Source organism: Aeromicrobium duanguangcaii, from assembly GCF_024508295.1.
GTDB classification, from domain to species: Bacteria; Actinomycetota; Actinomycetes; order Propionibacteriales; family Nocardioidaceae; genus Aeromicrobium; species Aeromicrobium duanguangcaii.
Genome location: NZ_CP101990.1, coordinates 2,944,245 through 2,963,119, shown reverse-complemented (window position 1 = coordinate 2,963,119; position 18,875 = coordinate 2,944,245). Strand labels below are relative to the sequence as shown.

15 protein-coding genes are annotated in these 18,875 nt (G+C 70.5%); 7 read left to right on the top strand and 8 right to left on the bottom strand.

Annotated elements, in window-relative coordinates; all coding sequences use genetic code 11:
- Together NP095_RS14465 and NP095_RS14460 are read right to left on the bottom strand one after the other, a co-directional pair.
- Complete coding sequence (locus NP095_RS14465) at window positions 1–1,815, bottom strand: endonuclease/exonuclease/phosphatase family protein (RefSeq protein WP_232418509.1); 1,815 nt, start codon at window positions 1,813–1,815, stop codon at window positions 1–3.
- A 35-nt stretch (window positions 1,816–1,850) separates the two neighbouring features.
- Window positions 1,851–3,254, bottom strand: coding sequence for a hypothetical protein (locus tag NP095_RS14460; RefSeq protein ID WP_232418510.1), 1,404 nt, complete (start codon window positions 3,252–3,254; stop codon window positions 1,851–1,853).
- 71 nt (window positions 3,255–3,325) lie between these two features.
- Here NP095_RS14460 and NP095_RS14455 point away from each other — a divergent pair, with 71 nt between their 5' ends.
- The 3 genes from NP095_RS14455 to NP095_RS14445 are packed head-to-tail and all read left to right on the top strand — an operon-like array spanning window position 3,326 to window position 5,748.
- Window positions 3,326–4,297 carry an NADPH:quinone oxidoreductase family protein gene (locus NP095_RS14455; protein ID WP_232418511.1) on the top strand — a complete coding sequence of 324 codons (972 nt, stop codon included), beginning with the start codon at window positions 3,326–3,328 and terminating at the stop codon, window positions 4,295–4,297.
- Window positions 4,298–4,301: 4 nt separating this feature from the next.
- Window positions 4,302–4,970 carry a histidine phosphatase family protein gene (locus NP095_RS14450; RefSeq protein WP_232418512.1) on the top strand — a complete coding sequence of 223 codons (669 nt, stop codon included), beginning with the start codon at window positions 4,302–4,304 and terminating at the stop codon, window positions 4,968–4,970.
- Window positions 4,971–4,989: 19 nt separating this feature from the next.
- On the top strand, window positions 4,990–5,748 hold the full coding sequence (locus tag NP095_RS14445) for an SDR family oxidoreductase (RefSeq protein WP_232418513.1): 759 nt from the start codon (window positions 4,990–4,992) through the stop codon (window positions 5,746–5,748).
- A 3-nt stretch (window positions 5,749–5,751) separates the two neighbouring features.
- Here the strand turns inward: NP095_RS14445 and NP095_RS14440 are convergent, their stop codons facing one another.
- Together NP095_RS14440 and NP095_RS14435 are read right to left on the bottom strand one after the other, a co-directional pair.
- Window positions 5,752–6,486 (bottom strand): nitroreductase, encoded by a 735-nt coding sequence (locus NP095_RS14440; protein ID WP_232418514.1) that lies wholly within the window; start codon window positions 6,484–6,486, stop codon window positions 5,752–5,754.
- The gene (locus tag NP095_RS14435) at window positions 6,483–7,484 is read right to left on the bottom strand and encodes an NADP-dependent oxidoreductase (protein ID WP_232418515.1); all 1,002 of its coding nucleotides are present in this window, start codon (window positions 7,482–7,484) and stop codon (window positions 6,483–6,485) included. Before NP095_RS14435 ends, NP095_RS14440 begins: the two co-directional genes overlap by 4 nt.
- Before the next feature lie 198 nt (window positions 7,485–7,682).
- On the opposite strand from NP095_RS14435, the gene NP095_RS14430 reads away from it, so the two are divergent.
- From NP095_RS14430 to NP095_RS14420, 3 genes are all read left to right on the top strand, one after another.
- Window positions 7,683–8,639 carry a phosphotriesterase family protein gene (locus NP095_RS14430; RefSeq protein ID WP_232418516.1) on the top strand — a complete coding sequence of 319 codons (957 nt, stop codon included), beginning with the start codon at window positions 7,683–7,685 and terminating at the stop codon, window positions 8,637–8,639.
- Between the two features lie 219 nt (window positions 8,640–8,858).
- Complete coding sequence (locus NP095_RS14425; RefSeq protein ID WP_232418517.1) at window positions 8,859–10,268, top strand: DEAD/DEAH box helicase; 1,410 nt, start codon at window positions 8,859–8,861, stop codon at window positions 10,266–10,268.
- A gap of 267 nt (window positions 10,269–10,535) precedes the next feature.
- Window positions 10,536–11,396, top strand: a complete 861-nt coding sequence (locus tag NP095_RS14420; RefSeq protein WP_232418518.1) for a poly(ethylene terephthalate) hydrolase family protein — start codon at window positions 10,536–10,538, stop codon at window positions 11,394–11,396.
- 300 nt (window positions 11,397–11,696) lie between these two features.
- On the opposite strand, the gene metX is transcribed toward NP095_RS14420, so the two are convergent.
- The 3 genes from metX to NP095_RS14405 form a co-directional block, all read right to left on the bottom strand.
- Window positions 11,697–12,680, bottom strand: coding sequence for a homoserine O-acetyltransferase MetX (metX, locus tag NP095_RS14415; protein ID WP_232418519.1), 984 nt, complete (start codon window positions 12,678–12,680; stop codon window positions 11,697–11,699).
- 3 nt (window positions 12,681–12,683) lie between these two features.
- Window positions 12,684–13,973, bottom strand: coding sequence for a bifunctional o-acetylhomoserine/o-acetylserine sulfhydrylase (locus NP095_RS14410; protein WP_232418520.1), 1,290 nt, complete (start codon window positions 13,971–13,973; stop codon window positions 12,684–12,686).
- Window positions 13,974–14,092: 119 nt separating this feature from the next.
- Window positions 14,093–15,415: an ATP-dependent 6-phosphofructokinase gene (locus NP095_RS14405; protein WP_232418521.1), complete on the bottom strand. Its 1,323-nt coding sequence runs from the start codon at window positions 15,413–15,415 to the stop codon at window positions 14,093–14,095.
- A 97-nt stretch (window positions 15,416–15,512) separates the two neighbouring features.
- Here NP095_RS14405 and NP095_RS14400 point away from each other — a divergent pair, with 97 nt between their 5' ends.
- The gene (locus NP095_RS14400) at window positions 15,513–16,577 is read left to right on the top strand and encodes an alpha/beta hydrolase (protein WP_232418522.1); all 1,065 of its coding nucleotides are present in this window, start codon (window positions 15,513–15,515) and stop codon (window positions 16,575–16,577) included.
- Between the two features lies 1 nt (window position 16,578).
- On the opposite strand, the gene NP095_RS14395 is transcribed toward NP095_RS14400, so the two are convergent.
- Window positions 16,579–18,717 (bottom strand): Ig-like domain-containing protein, encoded by a 2,139-nt coding sequence (locus NP095_RS14395; protein WP_232418523.1) that lies wholly within the window; start codon window positions 18,715–18,717, stop codon window positions 16,579–16,581.
- Window positions 18,718–18,875: the final 158 nt, after the last annotated feature.

The following is an 18,875-nucleotide window of genomic DNA, read 5'->3' as shown; positions in this document are numbered from 1 at the left end:
TCACCGTCGCGTGAAGGTCGCGATCACCGGGAGGTGGTCCGAGGCCTCCAGGCCGGGCACCTCGACGTCCGAGGCCGTCAGGCCGGGACTCGAGAAGAGGTAGTCGATCCGCTTCACCGGCCGGTCGGCCGGACTGGTCGGAGCGCCGCCGGGCGCGGCATCGGTCAGGCCGAGGGACGTCACCGTGCCGTGGGCGGCGCTGCCCTCGCGCATGTTGAAGTCGCCCCCGAGGACGACGTCGCCGTCGAGCGCGCGCATCCACTCCGCGAGGTCGGCGGCCTGGGCCGTGACGCCTTCGTCGTTGTCGACGGGCTGCAGGTGCGTCGAGACGAACCACGTGGACGACCAGGGGCCGTCGGGTCGCACCGCGATGACCTGCGCGCCGGTGACGGCGCCGTGGGACGGCAGCCGGTGGCGCCTCACCTCGGCGCGGTCGGCGTCGGCCAGCACGCCGTCGCCCCACACCGGATCCGCGGCCGCGCCAAACCAGGCCGTGCGACCGGTGAGCCGCGCCAGGATCGCCAGCTGGTCCTGCCCGCCGTTGAGGAACCAGCCGCGGTCGATCTCGCTGACCAGGGCGACGTCGGCGTCCGCCAGGACGGAGGCGACCTCGCGCGGCCGGAAGACCCCGTCCATGCCGTAGCCCATGCGCAGGTTGTAGGCGGCCACCCGCACCTGGTCGTCGCTCGGTTGGCGGGTGTCGAGCGGGCGGATGGTCACGGCCGGACCGACCAGGGCCAGTGCGCCGGCGACCACCGCGGCACCCGCGATCCCGACGAGAACGGCCGGCCGGGCCGTGGGCCCGGAGGCCGGCGCGGCGGTCGCGCCGACGAGTCCGATGACCGCCGCTGCGGCCACCAGTAGCCAGTCCGCGCGGTAGCCCAGGTCGTACCCGGCGTAGTAGGCGAACAGCAGGGCGACCCAGACGACGCCGCCCACGGCGATCGTGACCGCGCCGCCGCGACGGCCGGTGTTCGCCGCCTGCCACACGTGAGCGAGCGCGGGCATCCCCACGACGAACGCCGCGACCGTCCACACGGGCAGGAGCCCGTCCCCGTCGGTCACGAGCGCCGAGACGCCGACCGCGAGCACGAGCAGAAGGGCGGCGAGCACGGCCGACCACCGGCGCACCGGGACGAGCGTCGCGGCGATCGCCAGGGTCGCCCCGAACGCGGTCGCTGCGGCTCCGAGGCCGTCCGCCACGGCCGAGGCGCGGGCGGCATTGGCCACGATCACCCCGCCGAGGAACAGTCCGGGAAACAGCGTGAGAGCCAGGGGCCGGCCGATGCCCTCCTCGTGACCGCGATGGGTGAACGCGGGCACGAGACAGCCGACCTGGACCACGAGCAGCGCCCATGCCCAGCCGTCGGAGCGCCAGACCGCGCCCCACGTGCCGAGCGCGGCGTGGGTGGTGACCGAGAGCGCCAGTCCCGCCACGACGCCCGTGACGGCCGCCTCGCGATGGCGGGGGAGGACCAGAGCCAGCCAGGTGACCGCGGCGACCACACCGCCGGACGCGAGCACGAGGTGCGGCCGTCCGCCGTCGGTCAGCTCGAGACCGACGCGACTCAGCACGGCTGCCGCCAGGGCGATGCTCGCGGCGGCGTGCGAGATCCGGCGGCGCGTCCCGATCAGGGCCAGGACCACCGGAACGATCATGCAGGCGAGGGCGAACCCACCGATCAGCTCAGGCGGCGTCGAGGCCGCCTGGCCGAAGATCGTGATGAGCGTCGGCGTCCACGCCCGCAGCAGGTCCAGCAGCAGCCACGTCCCGCCCGCGAGGGCGACGACGTCGATCCACCGGGGTCGACTCATGCCCCCGTTCTACCGGGGCGGAACGCCGCGTGGGGTCAGGCGCGGGAACCGGCGAGTCCCAGCACCGCGGCCAGCCCGAGTGCCGACCGGGGGTGGTAGCCCGCGGTCCACAGCCCGCCGTGCGCGGCCGCGAAGGCCTCCTCGCGCCACGGCTCGTCCGACGGGGTTCGGTCGCCGCGCAGGTCGTGGACCAGCAGGGCGGCCATCAGCACGTTGCTCGTCGCGGGCTCGAAGATCTCGACCCCGAAGCGGTGCGCACCCGCATAGGCGGCCGCGAGCGCCCGGTTCTTGACGACCGAGGCCGTCCGGGTCGCGGGCGCCACGTTGAGCGAGACGGTCGCGCCCTCGTGGCGGGCGACGGCGGCGCGCCACCGCTGCAGTCGCTTGGCCATCGCGTAGTTCGGTCCCTGCTGCGGCACGAGGGAGTCGCACACGCCGATCTCGGCGTCCGGCGGGTAGTTCCGCTGCAGCAGCCGGCCGCCGCTCAGGGCTCGGAAGGGCGCACGAACGATCCGCCGGCCCGCGGAGTACGCCTCGTTGGACGTGGTGACCGCGCCGGCCGGCACGGCGAACACGTCGGTCGGGGTGGCCAGATAGGCCAGCGCGGTGTCGGGACGCTCGGCCAGCAGTCGGGTGGCGATCGCGTCGGCGGCCATCGACACCCGCACGTGGGTGGCGCCGTCGGCGTAGCAGTACGTGCCGAGCACGAGGCGGCCGTCGAGGTCCTCCAGCCAGTGGGTCAGCTCGGGGAGGCTGTGCAGCAGGTCGGCCCCGGTCTCGCGGCCACCGACGGGCAGCCGCACGCGGCCGGCTCCCTCTCGCGCGTGACCCCGGATCCGCTGCTGGACGTCAGCACGGGGCAGGTCGACCGCGACCACGTCGGCGCCCCAGCGCAGCAGGGACCGGTACGGACCCATCTCGGCGCCGGCGCCCAGGACGACCACGGTGTCGCCCTCGAGCCGCAGCCACTCCGGGTGGGCGGCGACCTCGCGGATCGCCTCGGAGAAGGTGGGTTCGACGACACCGCGCCGGACCCAGTCGTCGAGCTGCGCGTCGAGCTCGGACCCGGTCAGTCGTCGACCGCGGTAGGGGACGCTCAGCTCCGTCTCGGGGTCGGCCTCGCCCTGGATCGCGACCGTGGTCCACGGATCGTCGGCGATCACCGGCGTGGCCACGGCCTCCGCCAGCGAGGTGTCCCCGCAGAGCATCTGCTCGTTCATGCTCCGCAGCCCCTCGGCTGCGATCGTCACCGCATCCTCGGGTGCGCCGAGGCCGGCTTCGACGAGGCGGGAGAAGTGGGTCAGGTAACCGCGCCGCCAGTTCGTCTCCTGCTCGACGGAGCGCGCGCCGACGGGGTCGACCTTGCGCAGCGCGTCGGCCACGACGTGCCGCGCCGTCGCGGTGGAGCTGTCAGTGGGAAAGCGGACTCCGGTTGCCATGAACGTGAGGATACCCTCACGTACGGTGAGATTGTCTAAGCAAGCGCTTAGAGATCCGCTAGGCTCACTCCATGCGAGCGATCCAGATCACATCCCTGGACGGCCCCGAAGCCGTCGAACTCGTCGAGATCCAGGCCCCGGAGCGCGGTGAGGACCAGGTCCTCATCGACGTCAAGGCCGCCGGCGTGGCGTTCCCCGAGCTGCTGCAGAGCCGCGGCATGTACCAGCTCAAGCCGCCGCTTCCCTTCGTCCCGGGCGCCGAGATCGCCGGTGTCGTCGTCGAGGCCCCGGTCGACTCCGGCTTCGCGCCGGGCGACCGCGTCGCTGCGCTGCCGATGCTGGGCGGCTTCGCCGAGCAGGTCATCGCCGACGTGGACCTGACCTTCCCGCTGCCCGACGACGTCACGTTCGCCGAGGGCGCGTCCTTCATCTTCAACTACGGCACCGCGTACTTCGGTCTCGTCAACCGCGGCGCCCTCGCGCCGGGTGAGCGCGTGCTGGTCCACGGCGCCTCCGGTGGTATCGGCACCGCCTCGATCCAGGTCGCGAAGGCGTTCGGTGCCGGTCGCGTCATCGCCGTCACCTCGACCGACGAGAAGGGCGAGATCGCGATCGCCGCGGGCGCCGACGAGTACGTGCTCTCCGCGGGCTTCAAGGACGCCGTCAAGGCCACCGGCGGCGTCGACATCGTCGTCGACCCGGTCGGCAACGCCCCCGAGGGCGACCGCTTCACCGACTCGTTGCGCTGCCTCAACGACGACGGCCGGATCCTGATCATCGGCTTCACGGCCGGCGAGATCCCCAAGATCGCCGCCAACCGCCTGCTGCTGAACAACCTCTCCGCCGTCGGCGTGGGCTGGGGCGCGTACGCGATGAAGCGTCCCGGCCTGATCAAGCAGCAGTGGGAGGCCATGGCCGAGCACCTCGCCTCGGGCGCGCTGCGTCCGGTCGTCGGCCAGACGTTCCCGCTCGATCGTGCGACGGAGGCGCTGCTGACCCTCGACCGGGCGCAGGCCACCGGCAAGCTCGTCCTGGAGGTCTGAGCGCGTGGGAACCCTGCACCTGGTCCGCCACGGTCAGGCGTCCTTCGGCACCGACGACTACGACCGCCTGAGCGAGCTGGGAACGCGCCAGTCCGCCGCGCTCGGCACGTCGTGGGAGGCCGGGGGAGCCGTCTTCACCGACGCGATCGCGGGCGGGATGCTGCGGCACGCCCAGACCGCCATCGCGGCGATCGACGCCAGCGGGCTGGGGGAGGAGGACGCCGATCCCGGTCTCTCGGGCTACGACGTCGACGCGCGGTGGAACGAGTACGACCACCTCGCCGTCGCCACGGCGTTCGACCCCGGCGCGCTGCAGAAGAACTCCAAGGAGTTCCAAGCCGCCCTCAACGAGGCCATCACCGTCTGGCGCCGCGGCGAGGGCGACTTCGCCGAGCCGTACGCCGTCTTCCGGGACCGCGTCATGGCCGGGTTCGCAGAGGCCGTCGAGCTGGCCTCGCAGAAGGGCCGGCGCGTGCTGGTCTTCACCTCGGGCGGACCCATCGCGATGGTGGTCTCGCACCTGATCACCGGTGACGACTCGGCGTTCCAGAAGCTCAACGACGTCGTCGTGAACTCCAGCGTCACCACGCTCATGGTCGGGGCCACCGGTCCGCGGGTGCTGACCTTCAACGATCATGGGCACCTGCCCGCGGCGGACGTCACCTTCCGCTGAGCGACACACGAGGAGCGACATGCGACGGAACACGCTGATCACGGGAGCCAGCTCGGGCCTGGGTGAGGGGATGGCGCGCCACCTGGCCGCCTCCGGTCACCACCTGGCCATCACGGCTCGACGCGTCGAGCGGCTCGAGGCCCTCAAGGCCGAGCTGGTCGCCGCGCACCCCGGGATCGAGGTCTCGGTGCACGCGCTCGACGTCAACGATCACGACGCCGTCTTCCGTGTCTTCGGTGAGGCCGCCGCCGAGCTCGGCGGCCTCGACCGGGTGATCGTCAACGCCGGACTGGGCAAGGGCGGGCGCATCGGCACCGGCAAGTTCGAGGCCAACCGCGAGACCGCGATGACGAACTTCGTCGCCGCGCTGGCCCAGTGCGAGGCCGCGATGCAGCACTTCTACGAGCGCAAGACCGGACACCTCGTGGTGATCTCGTCGGTGTCCGCGATGCGCGGCATGCCCTCGTCGATGACGACGTACGCGGCCACCAAGGCCGGGGTCGCTCACATCGCCGAGGGCATCCGCTCGGACCTCATCGGCCGGTCGGGCCTCGAGATCAAGGTGACCACGCTCTACCCGGGCTACATCGCCAGCGAGATGAACGAGCAGGTCGAGCAGGAGCAGCGGCTCATGGTCGACACGAAGACGGGCACCGCCGCGATGGTGAAGTACATCGAGAAGGAGGTCGCCGAGGCGGCCGTGCCCGCGTGGCCGTGGGCCCCGATCGGCAAGGTCATGAAGCACGCCCCGCTGTCGGTCGTCCGCAAGCTCGTCTGAGGCTCAGTCGAAGCCGACGAACCGCGTCACGTCGTCGACGGACTCGCGAGCCGATCGCACCAGATTGGCCTGGAAGTCGGGGTCGGGGTAGCCCATCGCCACGGCCGTGAAGATGGTCTGGTCATCGGGGATCTGCGCCTCGCGGCGCACCACGGCGCCCTGCATGATGCCCTGGCTGTTGATGACCGTGCCGAGGCCGTGCGACCACGCCGACAGCACCAGCGCGTGGACGACGGCGCCGAGGTCGAAGTGCGCGACGGGGCCGATCGGCTCGAGACTGCGGTCGAACGCCACGACGATCGAGACCGGTGCGTCGAACTGGCGGAACCCGCGCATCGTCCAGTCGAGGCGCCCGTCGGTGTCGTCGCGGGCGATGCCCATCGCGGCGAACAATCGCTTGGCGATGTCGACCTGGCGGTCGCGGTGGACGCCCTCGTACTTCTCGGCCACCGTGATCTCGCGCTGGATCGCGGCGCCGCTGAGCATCAGCCGCGAGTTCTCGGCGCGGATGCGGTCCAGCACGCCGCCGGTCAGCACGTGGAACTTCCACGGCTGGGTGTTCATCGACGAGGGAGCCAACGTGGCATCGGCCAGGACCTCGCGGATCAGCTCCTGCGGGACCGGATCGGGCCGGTAGCCGCGGATGCTGCGCCGCCCCCGCAGGAGATCGCGCAGCGACGCGCGATCTCCCTCGCCGAGGGCGGCCAGCTCCTGCGGAGCCACGTCGTTCGTGGTCACGCGATCTTGAGGACGAGCTTGCCGGTGTTGCGGCCCTCGAACAGGCCCAGCAGGGTGCGGCCGAAGTCCTCGACCCCGCCCTCGACCACGGTCTCGCGGGCGACGAGCTTGCCCGAGGAGATCAGGTCGGACATCTCGGCGATCGCCGCCGCGTCCTTGTCCGGGTAGTCGAAGACCAGGAAGCCCTGCATCTTGGCGCGGAAGACCAGCAGCGACATGTAGCGCTTCGGGCCGGGGGCCAGCTGCTCGTCGTTGTACGTCGAGACGGCGCCGCAGATGATGACGCGGGCGCCACGGCGCAGGTTGGCCAGGGCGGCGTCGAGGATGTCGCCGCCGACGTTGTCGAAGTAGACGTCGATGCCCTTCGGCGCGACCTCGCGCAGGCGCTTGAGCACGTTCTCGTTCTTGTAGTCGATGACCTCGTCGAAGCCGATCTCCTTGAGCCATGCGCACTTCTCGGGGCCACCGGCGATGCCGATCACCGTGCAGCCCTTGGCCTTGGCCAGCTGGCCGGCGACGCTGCCGACGGCACCGGCGGCGGCCGAGATCACGACCGTGTCGCCGGACTTCATCTCACCGACCTCGTGCAGGCCGTGGTACGCCGTGAGGCCGGGCATGCCGAGGGCGCCGAGCCACGTGGCGGGGCCCGCGACGGAGGTGTCGATCTTCTGGACGCCCGTGCCGTCGGTGACGGCGTACTCGGTGACGCCGAGGTTGCCCGTGACGGCGTCGCCGACGGCGAAGTCGGGGTGGTTCGACTCGACGACGGTGCCGGTGGCGGCGGCGCGCATGACCTCACCGATCCCGACCGGCGGCAGGTACGAGCGGACGTCGTTGAGCCAGCCGCGCATCGCGGGATCGAGCGAGATGTGGTCGACCTTCACGAGGAACTCGCCGTCACCGGGGGCGGGAAGGTCCACGGTCTCGCTGGCCCACGTGCTGTCGTCGGGGAGGCCGGAGGGTCGCTGGGCGAGGGTGATGCGCTCGGTGGTGGTCATGCTTCACGACCGTACTCGGTCGAGACGGCGGCGCACACGCTCGCGATCTGGGCGGCGGATACGGGCGGTTCGAGGGCGGATCGGGCGCTCACGGGAAATCCTCTCGGACAGCAGTTGAATTCGGACTCAAGTTCAGTACCCTAGGGATCCTAGGGTGTGACACACGGCACATCAAGAGTGATCATCCAAGGAGTGCGCATGGCGACCGTCCAGACCGTCAAGGGCCCGATCGACAGCAGCGAGTTGGGCCGGACCCTGGTCCACGAGCACGTCTTCGTGCTCGGCGAGGAGTACCGACTCAACTACGAGGACTGGGACGAGGACCAGAAGGTCGCGGATGCGATCCGTGACCTGAACGACCTCAAGGCCGCCGGCATCGACACGATCTTCGACCCCACCGTCCTGGGTCTGGGCCGCTACATCCCGCGCATCCAGAAGGTCGCCGCGCAGACCGATCTGAACATCGTGGTGGCCACGGGGCTCTACACCTACAACGACGTGCCGCACCAGTTCGAGCACCGCGGCCCGGGCCTGCTGTTCGACCAGCCCGAGCCGTTGGTCGAGATGTTCCTCAAGGACATCAACGAGGGCATCGCCGACACCGGCGTGAAGGCCGCGTTCCTCAAGTGCGTCATCGAGGAGCCGGGCCTGACCCCCGGCGTCGAGCGCGTCATGCGCGCCGTCGGCCAGACCAGCTCGCAGACCGGCGCGCCGGTCACGGTCCACACCAACCCGCACACCCGCTCGGGTCTCGTGGCGCAGAAGGTCCTGGGTGAGGAGGGCGTCGACCCGGCCAAGATCGTGCTCGGTCACTCCGGCGACTCCGATGACATCGACTACCTCAGCGAGCTGGCCGAGAACGGCTCGCTGCTGGGCATGGACCGGTTCGGCCTGGACGTCTACCTCAGCACCGAGAAGCGCGTCGACACGATCGTCGAACTGGTGCGCCGCGGCTACGTCGAGAAGATCACGCTGGCCCACGACGCCTCGTGCTTCATCGACTACTTCGACCCCAAGGCCAAGGCCGAGGTCCAGCCGAACTGGAACTTCCGCCACATCCCCGAGGACGTGCTGCCGATGCTGCTGGAGAAGGGCGTCAGCGAGGACGACATCGACACGATGCTGGTGAAGAACCCGCGCCGATACTTCGAGTGATCCTCCCGCTCGAACCTGGAGGACCCCGGCTTCGCGCCGGGGTCCTCTGGCGTTTGCGGGGCCGGGGGAGTCCGGTCTCACGTCGTCACGATGGGGGCATCGGGCCGTTCGACTGCTAGAGTCGAAAGGTGAACGCGCCTCTGAGCGCTGTTCCGGCCCGACGATGTTGCGCGGAGAATCGCGCCCCTGGCAAGCGGGCACATCATCGATTGAGACCCCTTGACCCTGATTGACAGCAGCCCTGTGCTGCCCACGTTCAACGACTTCAACCTCGCCGACGGCCTCGTGCGCAAGCTCGCGCAGCAGGAGATCGTCAACCCGAGCCCCATCCAGCAGGCCGTGATCCCCGCGGCCCTCGAGGGCCGCAACGTCCTCGGCCGCGCCCGCACCGGATCGGGCAAGACGCTCGCGTTCGGCCTGCCGGTCCTGGCTCGCCTCGCCGGAGGCACCAGCCGCCCGAAGGCGCCCCGCGCGCTCATCCTGCTGCCCACCCGCGAGCTGGCCATCCAGGTGCACACCGCCCTGCTGCCGCTCGTGCAGAAGCTCGGCCTGAAGCACACCACCGTCTACGGCGGTGTGCCGATCAACAAGCAGATCAACGCCATGAAGACCGGCGTCGACCTGGTCATCGCGACCCCCGGTCGCCTGACCGACCTGCTCGACCGTCGCTGCATGACGCTCGACGCCATCGAGATCACCGTCCTCGACGAGGCCGACCACCTGTGCGACCTCGGCTTCTTCAAGCCGATCGACGCGCTGCTGTCGCGCACCCCGGCGAACAGCCAGCGACTGCTGCTGTCGGCCACGCTCGACGGTGACGTCGACAAGCTCGTCCGTCGCCACCTGCCGCAGCACGCGCTGTTCGAGGTGGACTCCACCGACGACAACGTCGAGACGATGGAGCACCACGTGCTCGTCACCGAGGCGACCGACAAGACCCGCGCGGCCTACGAGCTGCTGAGCGCCAACCCGCGCAGCATCGTGTTCACCCGCACCCGTCGTGGCGCGACCCGCCTGGCCAAGCAGCTGACCATGAAGGGCGTCACCGCCGTCGACATGCACGGCGACCTCTCGCAGCGTCACCGCGAGCGCAACCTGGCGCAGTTCAGCCGCGGCGACGCGTCCGTCATCGTCGCGACCGACGTCGCCGCGCGTGGCATCCACGTGGACGGCATCGGCCTGGTCGTGCACTACGACGCCCCCGCCGAGCACAAGGCGTACCTGCATCGCTCGGGCCGTACCGCCCGCGCCGGTGAGTCGGGATCGGTCGTCACGATGACCACGCCCGCCGACCTGCGCGACGTCATGATGCTGCAGCGCAAGGCGGGCGTCACCGCTCGTCACCACAACGCGTCGACGGCCACGCTGCCGATGACGGCCGAGTCGCTCTCGACCTCCGGCACCGACGCGCCCGAGATGGCGAACGACTCGCGCTCGCGCAACGGCGGCGGCCAGTCTCGCGGCGGTCAGAGCCGTGGTGGCCAGGGCAACCGTGGCGGCGCCGGCCGTGGCGGTCAGGGTCGCGGCCGTCCGGGTGGCCCCGGCGGCCGGCCCCAGGGCTCGCGTACCCCCGGTCGTCGCCGCGACGGCGCGCCCACCAGCGCTCCGACCAGCGCGCGGAGCAACTGACCTCCCACGCACGACATCCCCACGAGGGCCCCGGCACACGCCGGGGCCCTCGTGGCGTTTCGTGACCCGCGCAAGCTGCCGTCTCGTGATGTGGCCCACGTCACAACAGGCCCTTGACATTCGCCGGCGCTCGTACGCATGGTGAGTGCAGCAACTATCGGCACAGGGTGTGCAGATACTTGGATCGGCCCGTCATCGGGGGGCAAGCCACGTGTTTGAGACGAGCTCGTCCCGGCGGTTCGATCCAGACCGTCAAAGGAGACGAGCATGAAACTGTCCAGACTGATCGCGATGGCCTTCGCCAGCGCGGCACTCACCGTGGGTGCGGCAACCCAGCCGGTCGCGGCGGCCGACAACCCGTACGAGCGCGGTCCGAACCCGACGAACAGCAGCATCGAGGCGTCGCGCGGCCCGTTCGCGGTCAGCACGAAGACGATCTCGTCGCTGTCGGCCCGCGGGTTCGGTGGTGGCACGATCTACTACCCGACCTCCACCTCGGAGGGCACCTTCGGCGTCGTCGCGGTCTCGCCGGGGTACACGGCGGGGCAATCCACGATCTCGTGGCTCGGCCCGCGCATCGCCTCGCAGGGGTTCGTCGTCATCACGATCGACACGAACAGCCGGTTCGACCAGCCCGGATCGCGTGGCAACCAGCTGCTCGCGGCGCTCGATCAGACGATCGCCGACACGACCGTCCGCGGTCGGATCGACGCATCGCGCCAGGCCGTGATGGGTCACTCGATGGGTGGCGGCGGAACCCTCGAGGCCGCGAAGTCGCGTCGCTCGCTCGAGGCGACGATCGGGATGACCCCGTGGAATCTCGACAAGTCGTGGCCCGAGGTCGAGGCCGCTTCGCTCGAGATCGGTGCCCAGAACGACTCGGTCGCGCCCCCGCGCTCACACGCGATCCCGTTCTACGAGTCGCTGACGAACGCCGAGCGGCGTGCGTACCTGGAGCTGCGCGGTGCCAGCCACTTCGCGCCCAACACCAGCAACACGACGATCGCGAAGTACTCGATCGCCTGGCTCAAGCGCTACGTCGACGATGACACCCGCTACGAGCAGTTCATCACTCCCGGCCCGACGCCCTCGATCTCCAGCGGGGTCTCGGCGTACCGGATCGACTGACGTCCCCCCGTCCCCCTGTCCCCCTGTCCCCCTGAACGGCGCGTCCGGCCGTCGACCCCACGTGGTCGGCGGCCGGACGCGTGCTGTCAGGAGTCGCGCAGCATGTCGATCAGCTCGGACTTCTTCTTGCCCGAGTGGCCCGACAGCCCGATCTCCTGGGCGCGCTTGCGCAGGTCGTCGACGGTCCGGTCCTCGTAGGCCGGCGAGCTGCCGCCCCGCTTGCCGACGGCCTTCCTGCCGTCTCGGGCGGCGGCGTTCGAGATGACGCACCGCCGGGACTCGCATCCGGGCGAGGAGCGGTCAGTTCACCAAGAGGTCGTGGGCCAGCGCGCCGACCTGTTCGTGCTCGATGAGGAACCCGTCGTGGCCGTGCGGCGAGGTCACGACGGCCAGCGGCTCGGCTGTCGGGATGAGATCGGCCAGCTCCTGCTGCTGGTACGGCGGGTAGAGCCGGTCCGAGTCGATCGCCGCCACGACGGTGCGCGCGGTGACCCGGCCCAGGGCGGCCGCGAGCCCGCCGCGGCCACGGCCGACGTCGTGGCTGTTCATGGCGTCGCCGAGGGCGATGTACGACCAGGCGTCGAAACGCTTGACCAGCTTCTCGCCGTGGTGCTGCAGGTAGGACTGGACGGCGTAGCGACTGTCGGCCTGGACCTCGCGGCCGAACCGCTCGGCCAGCTCGGCCTCGCTGCGGTAGGTGGTGTGCGCGATCCGGCGGGCCAGCTCGAGTCCGGCGACGGGCCCGGCCGCACGGATGATGTCGGCCTGTGTCGTGGTCCAGGCGATCTGCTCGGCCGAGGCGTAGGCCGAGGACGCCAGCAGGAACAGCCGCTGCACCCGCTCGGGGTGCATGACCGCCCACTCGACGGCGCGCATGCCGCCGGCGGAGCCGCCGATCACGGCGTGCCAGCGGTCGATGCCCAGCTGGTCGGCGAGCATCACCTCGGCCGTCACCTGGTCGCGCACGGTGACGGCGGGGAAGCGGTTGCCCCAGACCCGGCCGTCGGGGCCCTCGGAGGCCGGACCCGTCGTGCCCTTGCAGCCGCCCAGGATGTTGGCCGCGACGACGAAGAAGCGGTCGGTGTCGATGCCCAGGCCGGGGCCGACGACCCGGTTCCACCAACCGTCCGGGCCGGCCACGATCGAGTCGCCGGTCAGGGCGTGCAGGACGAGGACGGCGTTGTCGCCGGTGAACTCGCCCCAGGTGTCGTACGCGACCTCCAGACGCGGGAGGACCTCACCCCCTTCGAGGGTGAGGTCTCCCAGCGGCTGGATGGTGCTCACGGACTACTTCGCTGCGCGGAAGCCGGCGTCCAGGTCGGCGAGGATGTCGTCGATCCCCTCGATGCCGATCGCCAGGCGGACCAGACCGGGCGTGACGCCGGTGGCGGCGTGCTCCTCGGGCGTGCCCTGCGAGTGGGTCGTGCTGGCCGGGTGGATCGCCAGCGAGCGGACGTCGCCGATGTTCGCGACGTGGCTGAACAGCTCGAGCGCGTCGATGAAGCGACGGCCCGCGTCGATGCCGCCGGGCAGCTCGAACGTGAGCACCGCGCCGGAGCCGCGCGGCGTGTACTTGTCGGCCAGCTCCTTGTAGGGGTTGCCGTCGAGCGAGGCCCAGGTGACCTTGGCGACGTCCTCGCGCGCCTGCAGCCACTCGGCGACCTTGCGGGTGTTCTCGATGTGGCGCTCGATCCGCAGGCTCAGGGTCTCGAGGCCCTGGGCGATGAGGAACGCGTTGAACGGGGCGACGGCCGGACCCACGTTGCGCAGGTACTGCACGCGCAGCTTCGTGATGTACGCGGCCGGGCCGAGGGCCTCGGCGAACACGAGGCCGTGGTAGCTGGCGTCGGGCGTGGTGAAGCCGGGGAACTTGTCGCCGTGCGCGGCGTAGTCGAAGGTGCCGCCGTCGATGACGACGCCGGCGATCGCCGTGCCGTGGCCGCCGATGTACTTCGTCGCCGAGTGCACGACCGTGTCGGCGCCGTGCTTGAGCGGGTTGAGCAGGTACGGCGTCGCGACGGTGTTGTCGACGATGAACGGCACGCCGACCTCCTTCGCCACTGCGCTGATCGCCTCGAGATCGAGGATGTCGCCCTTGGGGTTGCCGATGGTCTCGCCGAAGAACACCTTCGTGTTGTCCTGGACGGCGGCGCGCCAGGCGGCCGGGTCGTTGTTGTCCTCGACGAAGGTGACCTGGATGCCCAGCTTCGGGAACGTGTGGCGCAGCAGCGAGTCGGTGCCGCCGTAGAGGCTGGCCGAGGCGACGATGTGGTCGCCGGCCTCGGCGACGTTGGTGAGCGCACCGGTCGTGGCGGCCTGGCCCGAGGCCACGAGCAGCGCGCCGACGCCGCCCTCGAGGGCCGCGAGGCGCTCCTCGACGACACCCTGGGTCGGGTTCATGATGCGCGTGTAGATGTTGCCCGGCTCGGCCAGACCGAAGAGGTCGGCGGCGTGCTGGGTGTCGCGGAACTGGTACGAGGTGGTCTGGTAGATCGGCAGCGCGCGCGCACCCGTGGTGGGGTCGGGCGTCTGGCCGGCATGGATCTGCTTGGTCTCGAACGACCAGTTCTCGCTCATACGTGCTCCTTCGGCGTCGGGGTGACAGGTCGAGCCTGTCACCCTTCGCCTGAGCCTTCCGGGTGTCTCATGATGTGGGAACGGCGTCCGCCCCTCAGAACTCGACCAGGCTGCGCCGATCAGGACATGTCGAACGGCTGGGCCGTGGACTCGAGCACCGACAGCCACAGATCGCCGTCGGGGTTGACGTTCTGGGTGTTCTTGACGACCACCGAGATCGGCACGTGGGCGAAGCGGTGCCGCGGTCGTCCGATCACCATGTCGGTGCGTCCGGCCATGGCGGCGTGGACGGCCGCCTGGGCCAAGCGGGTGCAGTACACCGAGTCGGCGGCGTCGGCCGGGACCGAGCGGATCATGTAGCCCGGGTCGAAGTAGCGCAGCGTCAGCGGCTCGTCGTGGTCCTTGAACTCACGGGCGATCTGGGCCCGCAGGAATCCGGCGAAGTCGCCCAGGATCGGGTTGCCGCTGGCGTCCTTGCGGCGGCTGGCCGGGACCAGGTCCTGCCCGGCGCCCTCGGCCAGCACGATGACCGCGCTGCCACGCTCCTTGACGCGCTTGCGCAGCGACGCGAGCAGTCCGTTCTCGCCCGAGAGGCTGAACGGGACCTCGGGGATCAGCACGAAGTCGGCGTCGTGGTTGGCCAGCGCCGAGTAGCAGGCGATGAATCCGGCGGCGCGGCCCATGACCTTGACGACGCCGACGCCGCCGATGGCCGCCTCGACCTCGACGCGCGCGCCCTTGATGGACTCGGCGGCCTTGGCGTACGCGGTCTGGAAGCCGAAGCTCGTGCCGATCAGCGGGATGTCGTTGTCGATCGTCTTGGGCACGCCCACGACGGCGATGTCGAGCTCGCGGGCGAGGGTCTCCTCGGCGATCGCGTGGGCGCCGCGCATCGAGCCGTCGCCACCGATGACGAAGAGGATGTCGATCTGGCGGTGGACCAGGTTGTCGACGATCTGCGGGACGTTCTGGCTGCCGCGCGACGAGCCCAGCACCGTGCCGCCGCGATCGGTGATCGTGTCGACGAACGAGGGGGTCAGGGTGACCGGGTCCGGGGCCTTGCCGGGCACGAGGCCGGCGTAGCCGTTCCTGAACCCGGTGATGTCGGTGACGCCGTAGTGCTCGAACAGCTCCAGCACGATGGCGCGGATGACGTCGTTGAGGCCGGGGCACAGGCCGCCGCAGGTGACGATGCCGACCTTCGTCTTCTTCGGGTCGAAGAAGATCTTGCGGCGCGGGCCGCCGGGCTCGAACGAGGGCACCTCGGTCAAGGGGGTGTCGCCGCGGGCCGCCAGCAGCGAGATCGTGTCGTCGATGAGGACGCGATCGGTCTCGGCGACGTAGTAGGTGTTGGTGGTGCGGTTCGCGACGTACTCGGACAGCGGCGAGTCGTATCGGCACTCGCCGAGAGTGCGGACCTGTAGTTCCTCGAGCGTCACCACACCCTCAGGCTATCGGAGCAGTGGGATTCGCACGTGTCTCGTGTGATCCGGCCGCTCGCGGACGGCGTCCGACGGTGCCCCGCCGTACAGTGAAGTCGTGGCTCATCGCTCGCATTCCGGCTCCGGACGCCGTCGTCCGATGCGTGCCGTGCACACTGCTGCGACGCTCCACGACGACCCCACGCCGCTGGCCAGGATGGTGGATCGGGGCGCGCGGATGACGGTCAAGCCGCTGTTGCGGCTCGCGCCGGTGCACGAGCGCACGTTCCGCCGGCTCCAGCGGTTCTCGGCGGCGGTCAACCGCGGCGGATCGTCCGACATCGCGGCCGAGGTCGGCGAGATCGGTGGCGTGCCCGGCGAGGTGCTGACGCCCGGCGACGGCCCGACGACCGGACTGCACCTGCTCTACCTGCACGGCGGGGGGTTCTTCACCGGCAGCGTCCACTCCTACCGTTCGATGCTCGAGGAGATCGTGCGCGTCACGGGCGGCACCATCTACGCGATCGACTACCGCAAGCTGCCGGGCCACCCCGTCGCCGACTCGGTCCAGGACGCCATCAGCGCCTACGCCGATGTGCTCGAACGGGCCGGCAACCCCGAGAAGGTGGTGGTGGCGGGCGACTCCGCGGGCGGCTACCTGGTGATGAAGGTCGCCGAGCTGGCCCGCCGGCGCGGCCTCCCCGCGCCCGCCGCGCTGATCGCCTTCTCGCCGTTGCTGAGCCTCGAGCCCGACCGCCAGGACAAGAACGTGATGCGGGTCGACAAGGTCCGCGAGGCGATCCTGCCGATCGCGCGGGTCGCGGCGCTGCGCCGGCTGTGGTTGTCGGACGACGCGATCATCGAGGGGTTCGCCGATCCGCTGCACGCGACCGCCTACATCACCTCGCCCACGCACCTGGTGGCCGTCGAGGACGAGTTCCTGCGCCCCGAGGTCGAGGCCTTCGCGCTGCTGCTCGACGACAAGGGCGTCGAGGTCGACGTGCACCTGTGGCGCGGGCAGCTGCACGCGTTCCCGATCATGGCCGGGTACCTGCCCGACGCCGACCTGGCGATCGAACTGGCCGCGGAGTTCGCCCTGACGCACATCGGAGAGCCCCCGGCCGTCGGGGTCGACGACACGGGGGCTCAGCCCGACCTGCTCAAGGGCGAGCTCGCGGACTAGGTCAGCCCGTGACCTTCACCTTGATGACGTGCAGCTTGCCGTTCTGCGTGTAGCCGAGGTTCCACGAGCGGGTCCCGCTCGTCGTCATCGACATCGTCACGCCGAGCGTCCAGGTGTTCTTGCCCGCCTTCTTGAAGGGCACCGAGCCGCGGTTCGGCTTGCCCGGGGCCGGCGTCGCGTAGACGTAGCGAGCCTTCGCGCCGCGCACCTGCAGCGTGTAGGTCTTGCCCTGCTTCACGCGGTACGTGTTGCCGACCTTCTTCGCGCCGCGGATCGTGAACTTCGCGAGGCGGTACGTCACGCGCTTGGTGCGAACGTTGCCGGCGACGTCCGTGGCCTTCGCGGTGACGACGACCTTGGTGCCTCGACGCTTCGAGGTGACCTTGCACGTCTGCACGCCCGACACAGAGTCCGTGACCTTGCAGGTGGGCTTCGGCGCGTCGAAGTAGCCGCGTCGGGCCTTGACGCCCTTGATGGAGACGCGCGGCTTGCTGCGGTCCACCTTCACCGCGGCGGTCGCGGTGGCGATGCCGCCGTCGGCCGTGCGGATCGTGCGGCTGACGCTGCTGGCGCCCTGCTTGCTGACGGTGACGGGCTTCGGGCAGGGGGTGACCAGCTCGGCGCCCTTCGCGTCGCAGGTGAAGGTGACCTTCACCGGGGTGCGGTACCAGCCGTTGCGCGACTTCTTGCTCGAGCTGACCTTGGCGGTGATGCCGGGGTTCGCGCGCGACGTCGAGGTCGACGAGGCCGTGAAGTCCGCATCACCGGCGTACTCGGCCGAGACCGCGTGCGTCGTGTCGGTCGGGACGGCGTAACGGAGCTTCGCGGTGCCGCCGTCGAGGGTGGCGGTGCCGACCTTCGTGCCGTCGACGTGGAACGTGACCTCACCGGTCGGGGTTCCGGCACCGGGGGCGACCGGTTGCACCGTGGCGGTGATCTCGGACGCGGTGACGGAGGCCTTCGTGGTGGTGTCCGCCGCCGCGACGGTCAGAGCCGCCGCGTTGCTCGAGCCCACGTAGTGCGTGCTGTCCGCCGGCACGTAGGTCGCGACGACCTGGCGCGGGCCGACACGGCCGCCGAGCTCCTCGCTGACGGCATGACCGTCGGCGTCGATCGCGACGGGGGAGCCGACCGCGGTGCCGTCGACCGTGAACTGCACGGTGCCGCCGGCTGCGGCGAGCGAGCCCGCCGCGACGTCGACGACGGCGGTGGCCGTCGTGCTCTGGCCCGTGACCACCGAGGGCAGTGCGAGGTTCACGGTGACAGTGCTGGGGATCGCGCTGACCGTGATGTCCTGCGTGACGCTCGGTGCCGCCGTGTAACTGGCGGAGCCGGCCTGGCCGGCCTCGATCGTGCAGGTGCCGGGCGTGCCGAACGTGACGGTGGACCCGTCGATCGTGCAGTGCTCGGCGGTGGTCGATGACAGCGTCACCGGCTTGCCGGACGCGCCACCGGTGGCGGTGATGTCGTACGTCTTGCCGGGGTAGGCGGGGCTGGGGGCGGACGACGTGAAGGTGATCGCCTGTCGACCGAACGGGACGTCGTCCGCGACGGAGCCCGAGCAGTTGCCTCCCACGCGGAACCTGGCGCCGTAGATCTCCCAAGGGAACCTGCTGTGCAAGGCGGAGACGCTCCTGGTCACGCCCTGCCAACCGGAGATCGAGTACCAGGGCGCGACCCGCTCGGAGGACAGGTCCTCCCACACATAGTCGGCGGACAGTTCCCGGGTTGCCGGGTCGATGGTCCAGATGGCGGTCTGGCGGCCGCCGACGGAGCTGGACCCGACCGGGGTCGGCGACCCCTCCTTGAGGAAGGTGTAGGCACTCGGTGACCCAGAGGACATCTGGGGGTAGGCCGAGGAATCGACACCGAGGGCCAGGTCGGGCGAACCCTCGATCATGAGATTCTGGCGTGACCCCGGTGTCGCGGTGACCACGAAGGCGTTGTCGGTTCCGCGGAGCGTGTAGCTCGGGCCTGGAGCGACGCAACCGACGATGTTTCCGTCGTCACTCACGACTTGGACGTGACCCATGTAGGTGGCGGGTGCAGGGGCGGCGTGGGCACTCGCGGGGAGCAGGGCCACCGCGGCGGCGAGCCCGAGGGCTCCGCTCGTCGCGATCGAGGTGACGCGCTTCAGCATCGGGTTTCACTCTCGTCGGGGGTGCCGAACGGAAGCTCGGCCTCCAAAACCCTAGGGATGACCTAGGTCACACGAGCATTATTGAGCCACAACCATCACTCGTGACTACTTTTGCACTCGCTGCACCAGAAGAAACCGACAGGCTTGACGGTAAGTGT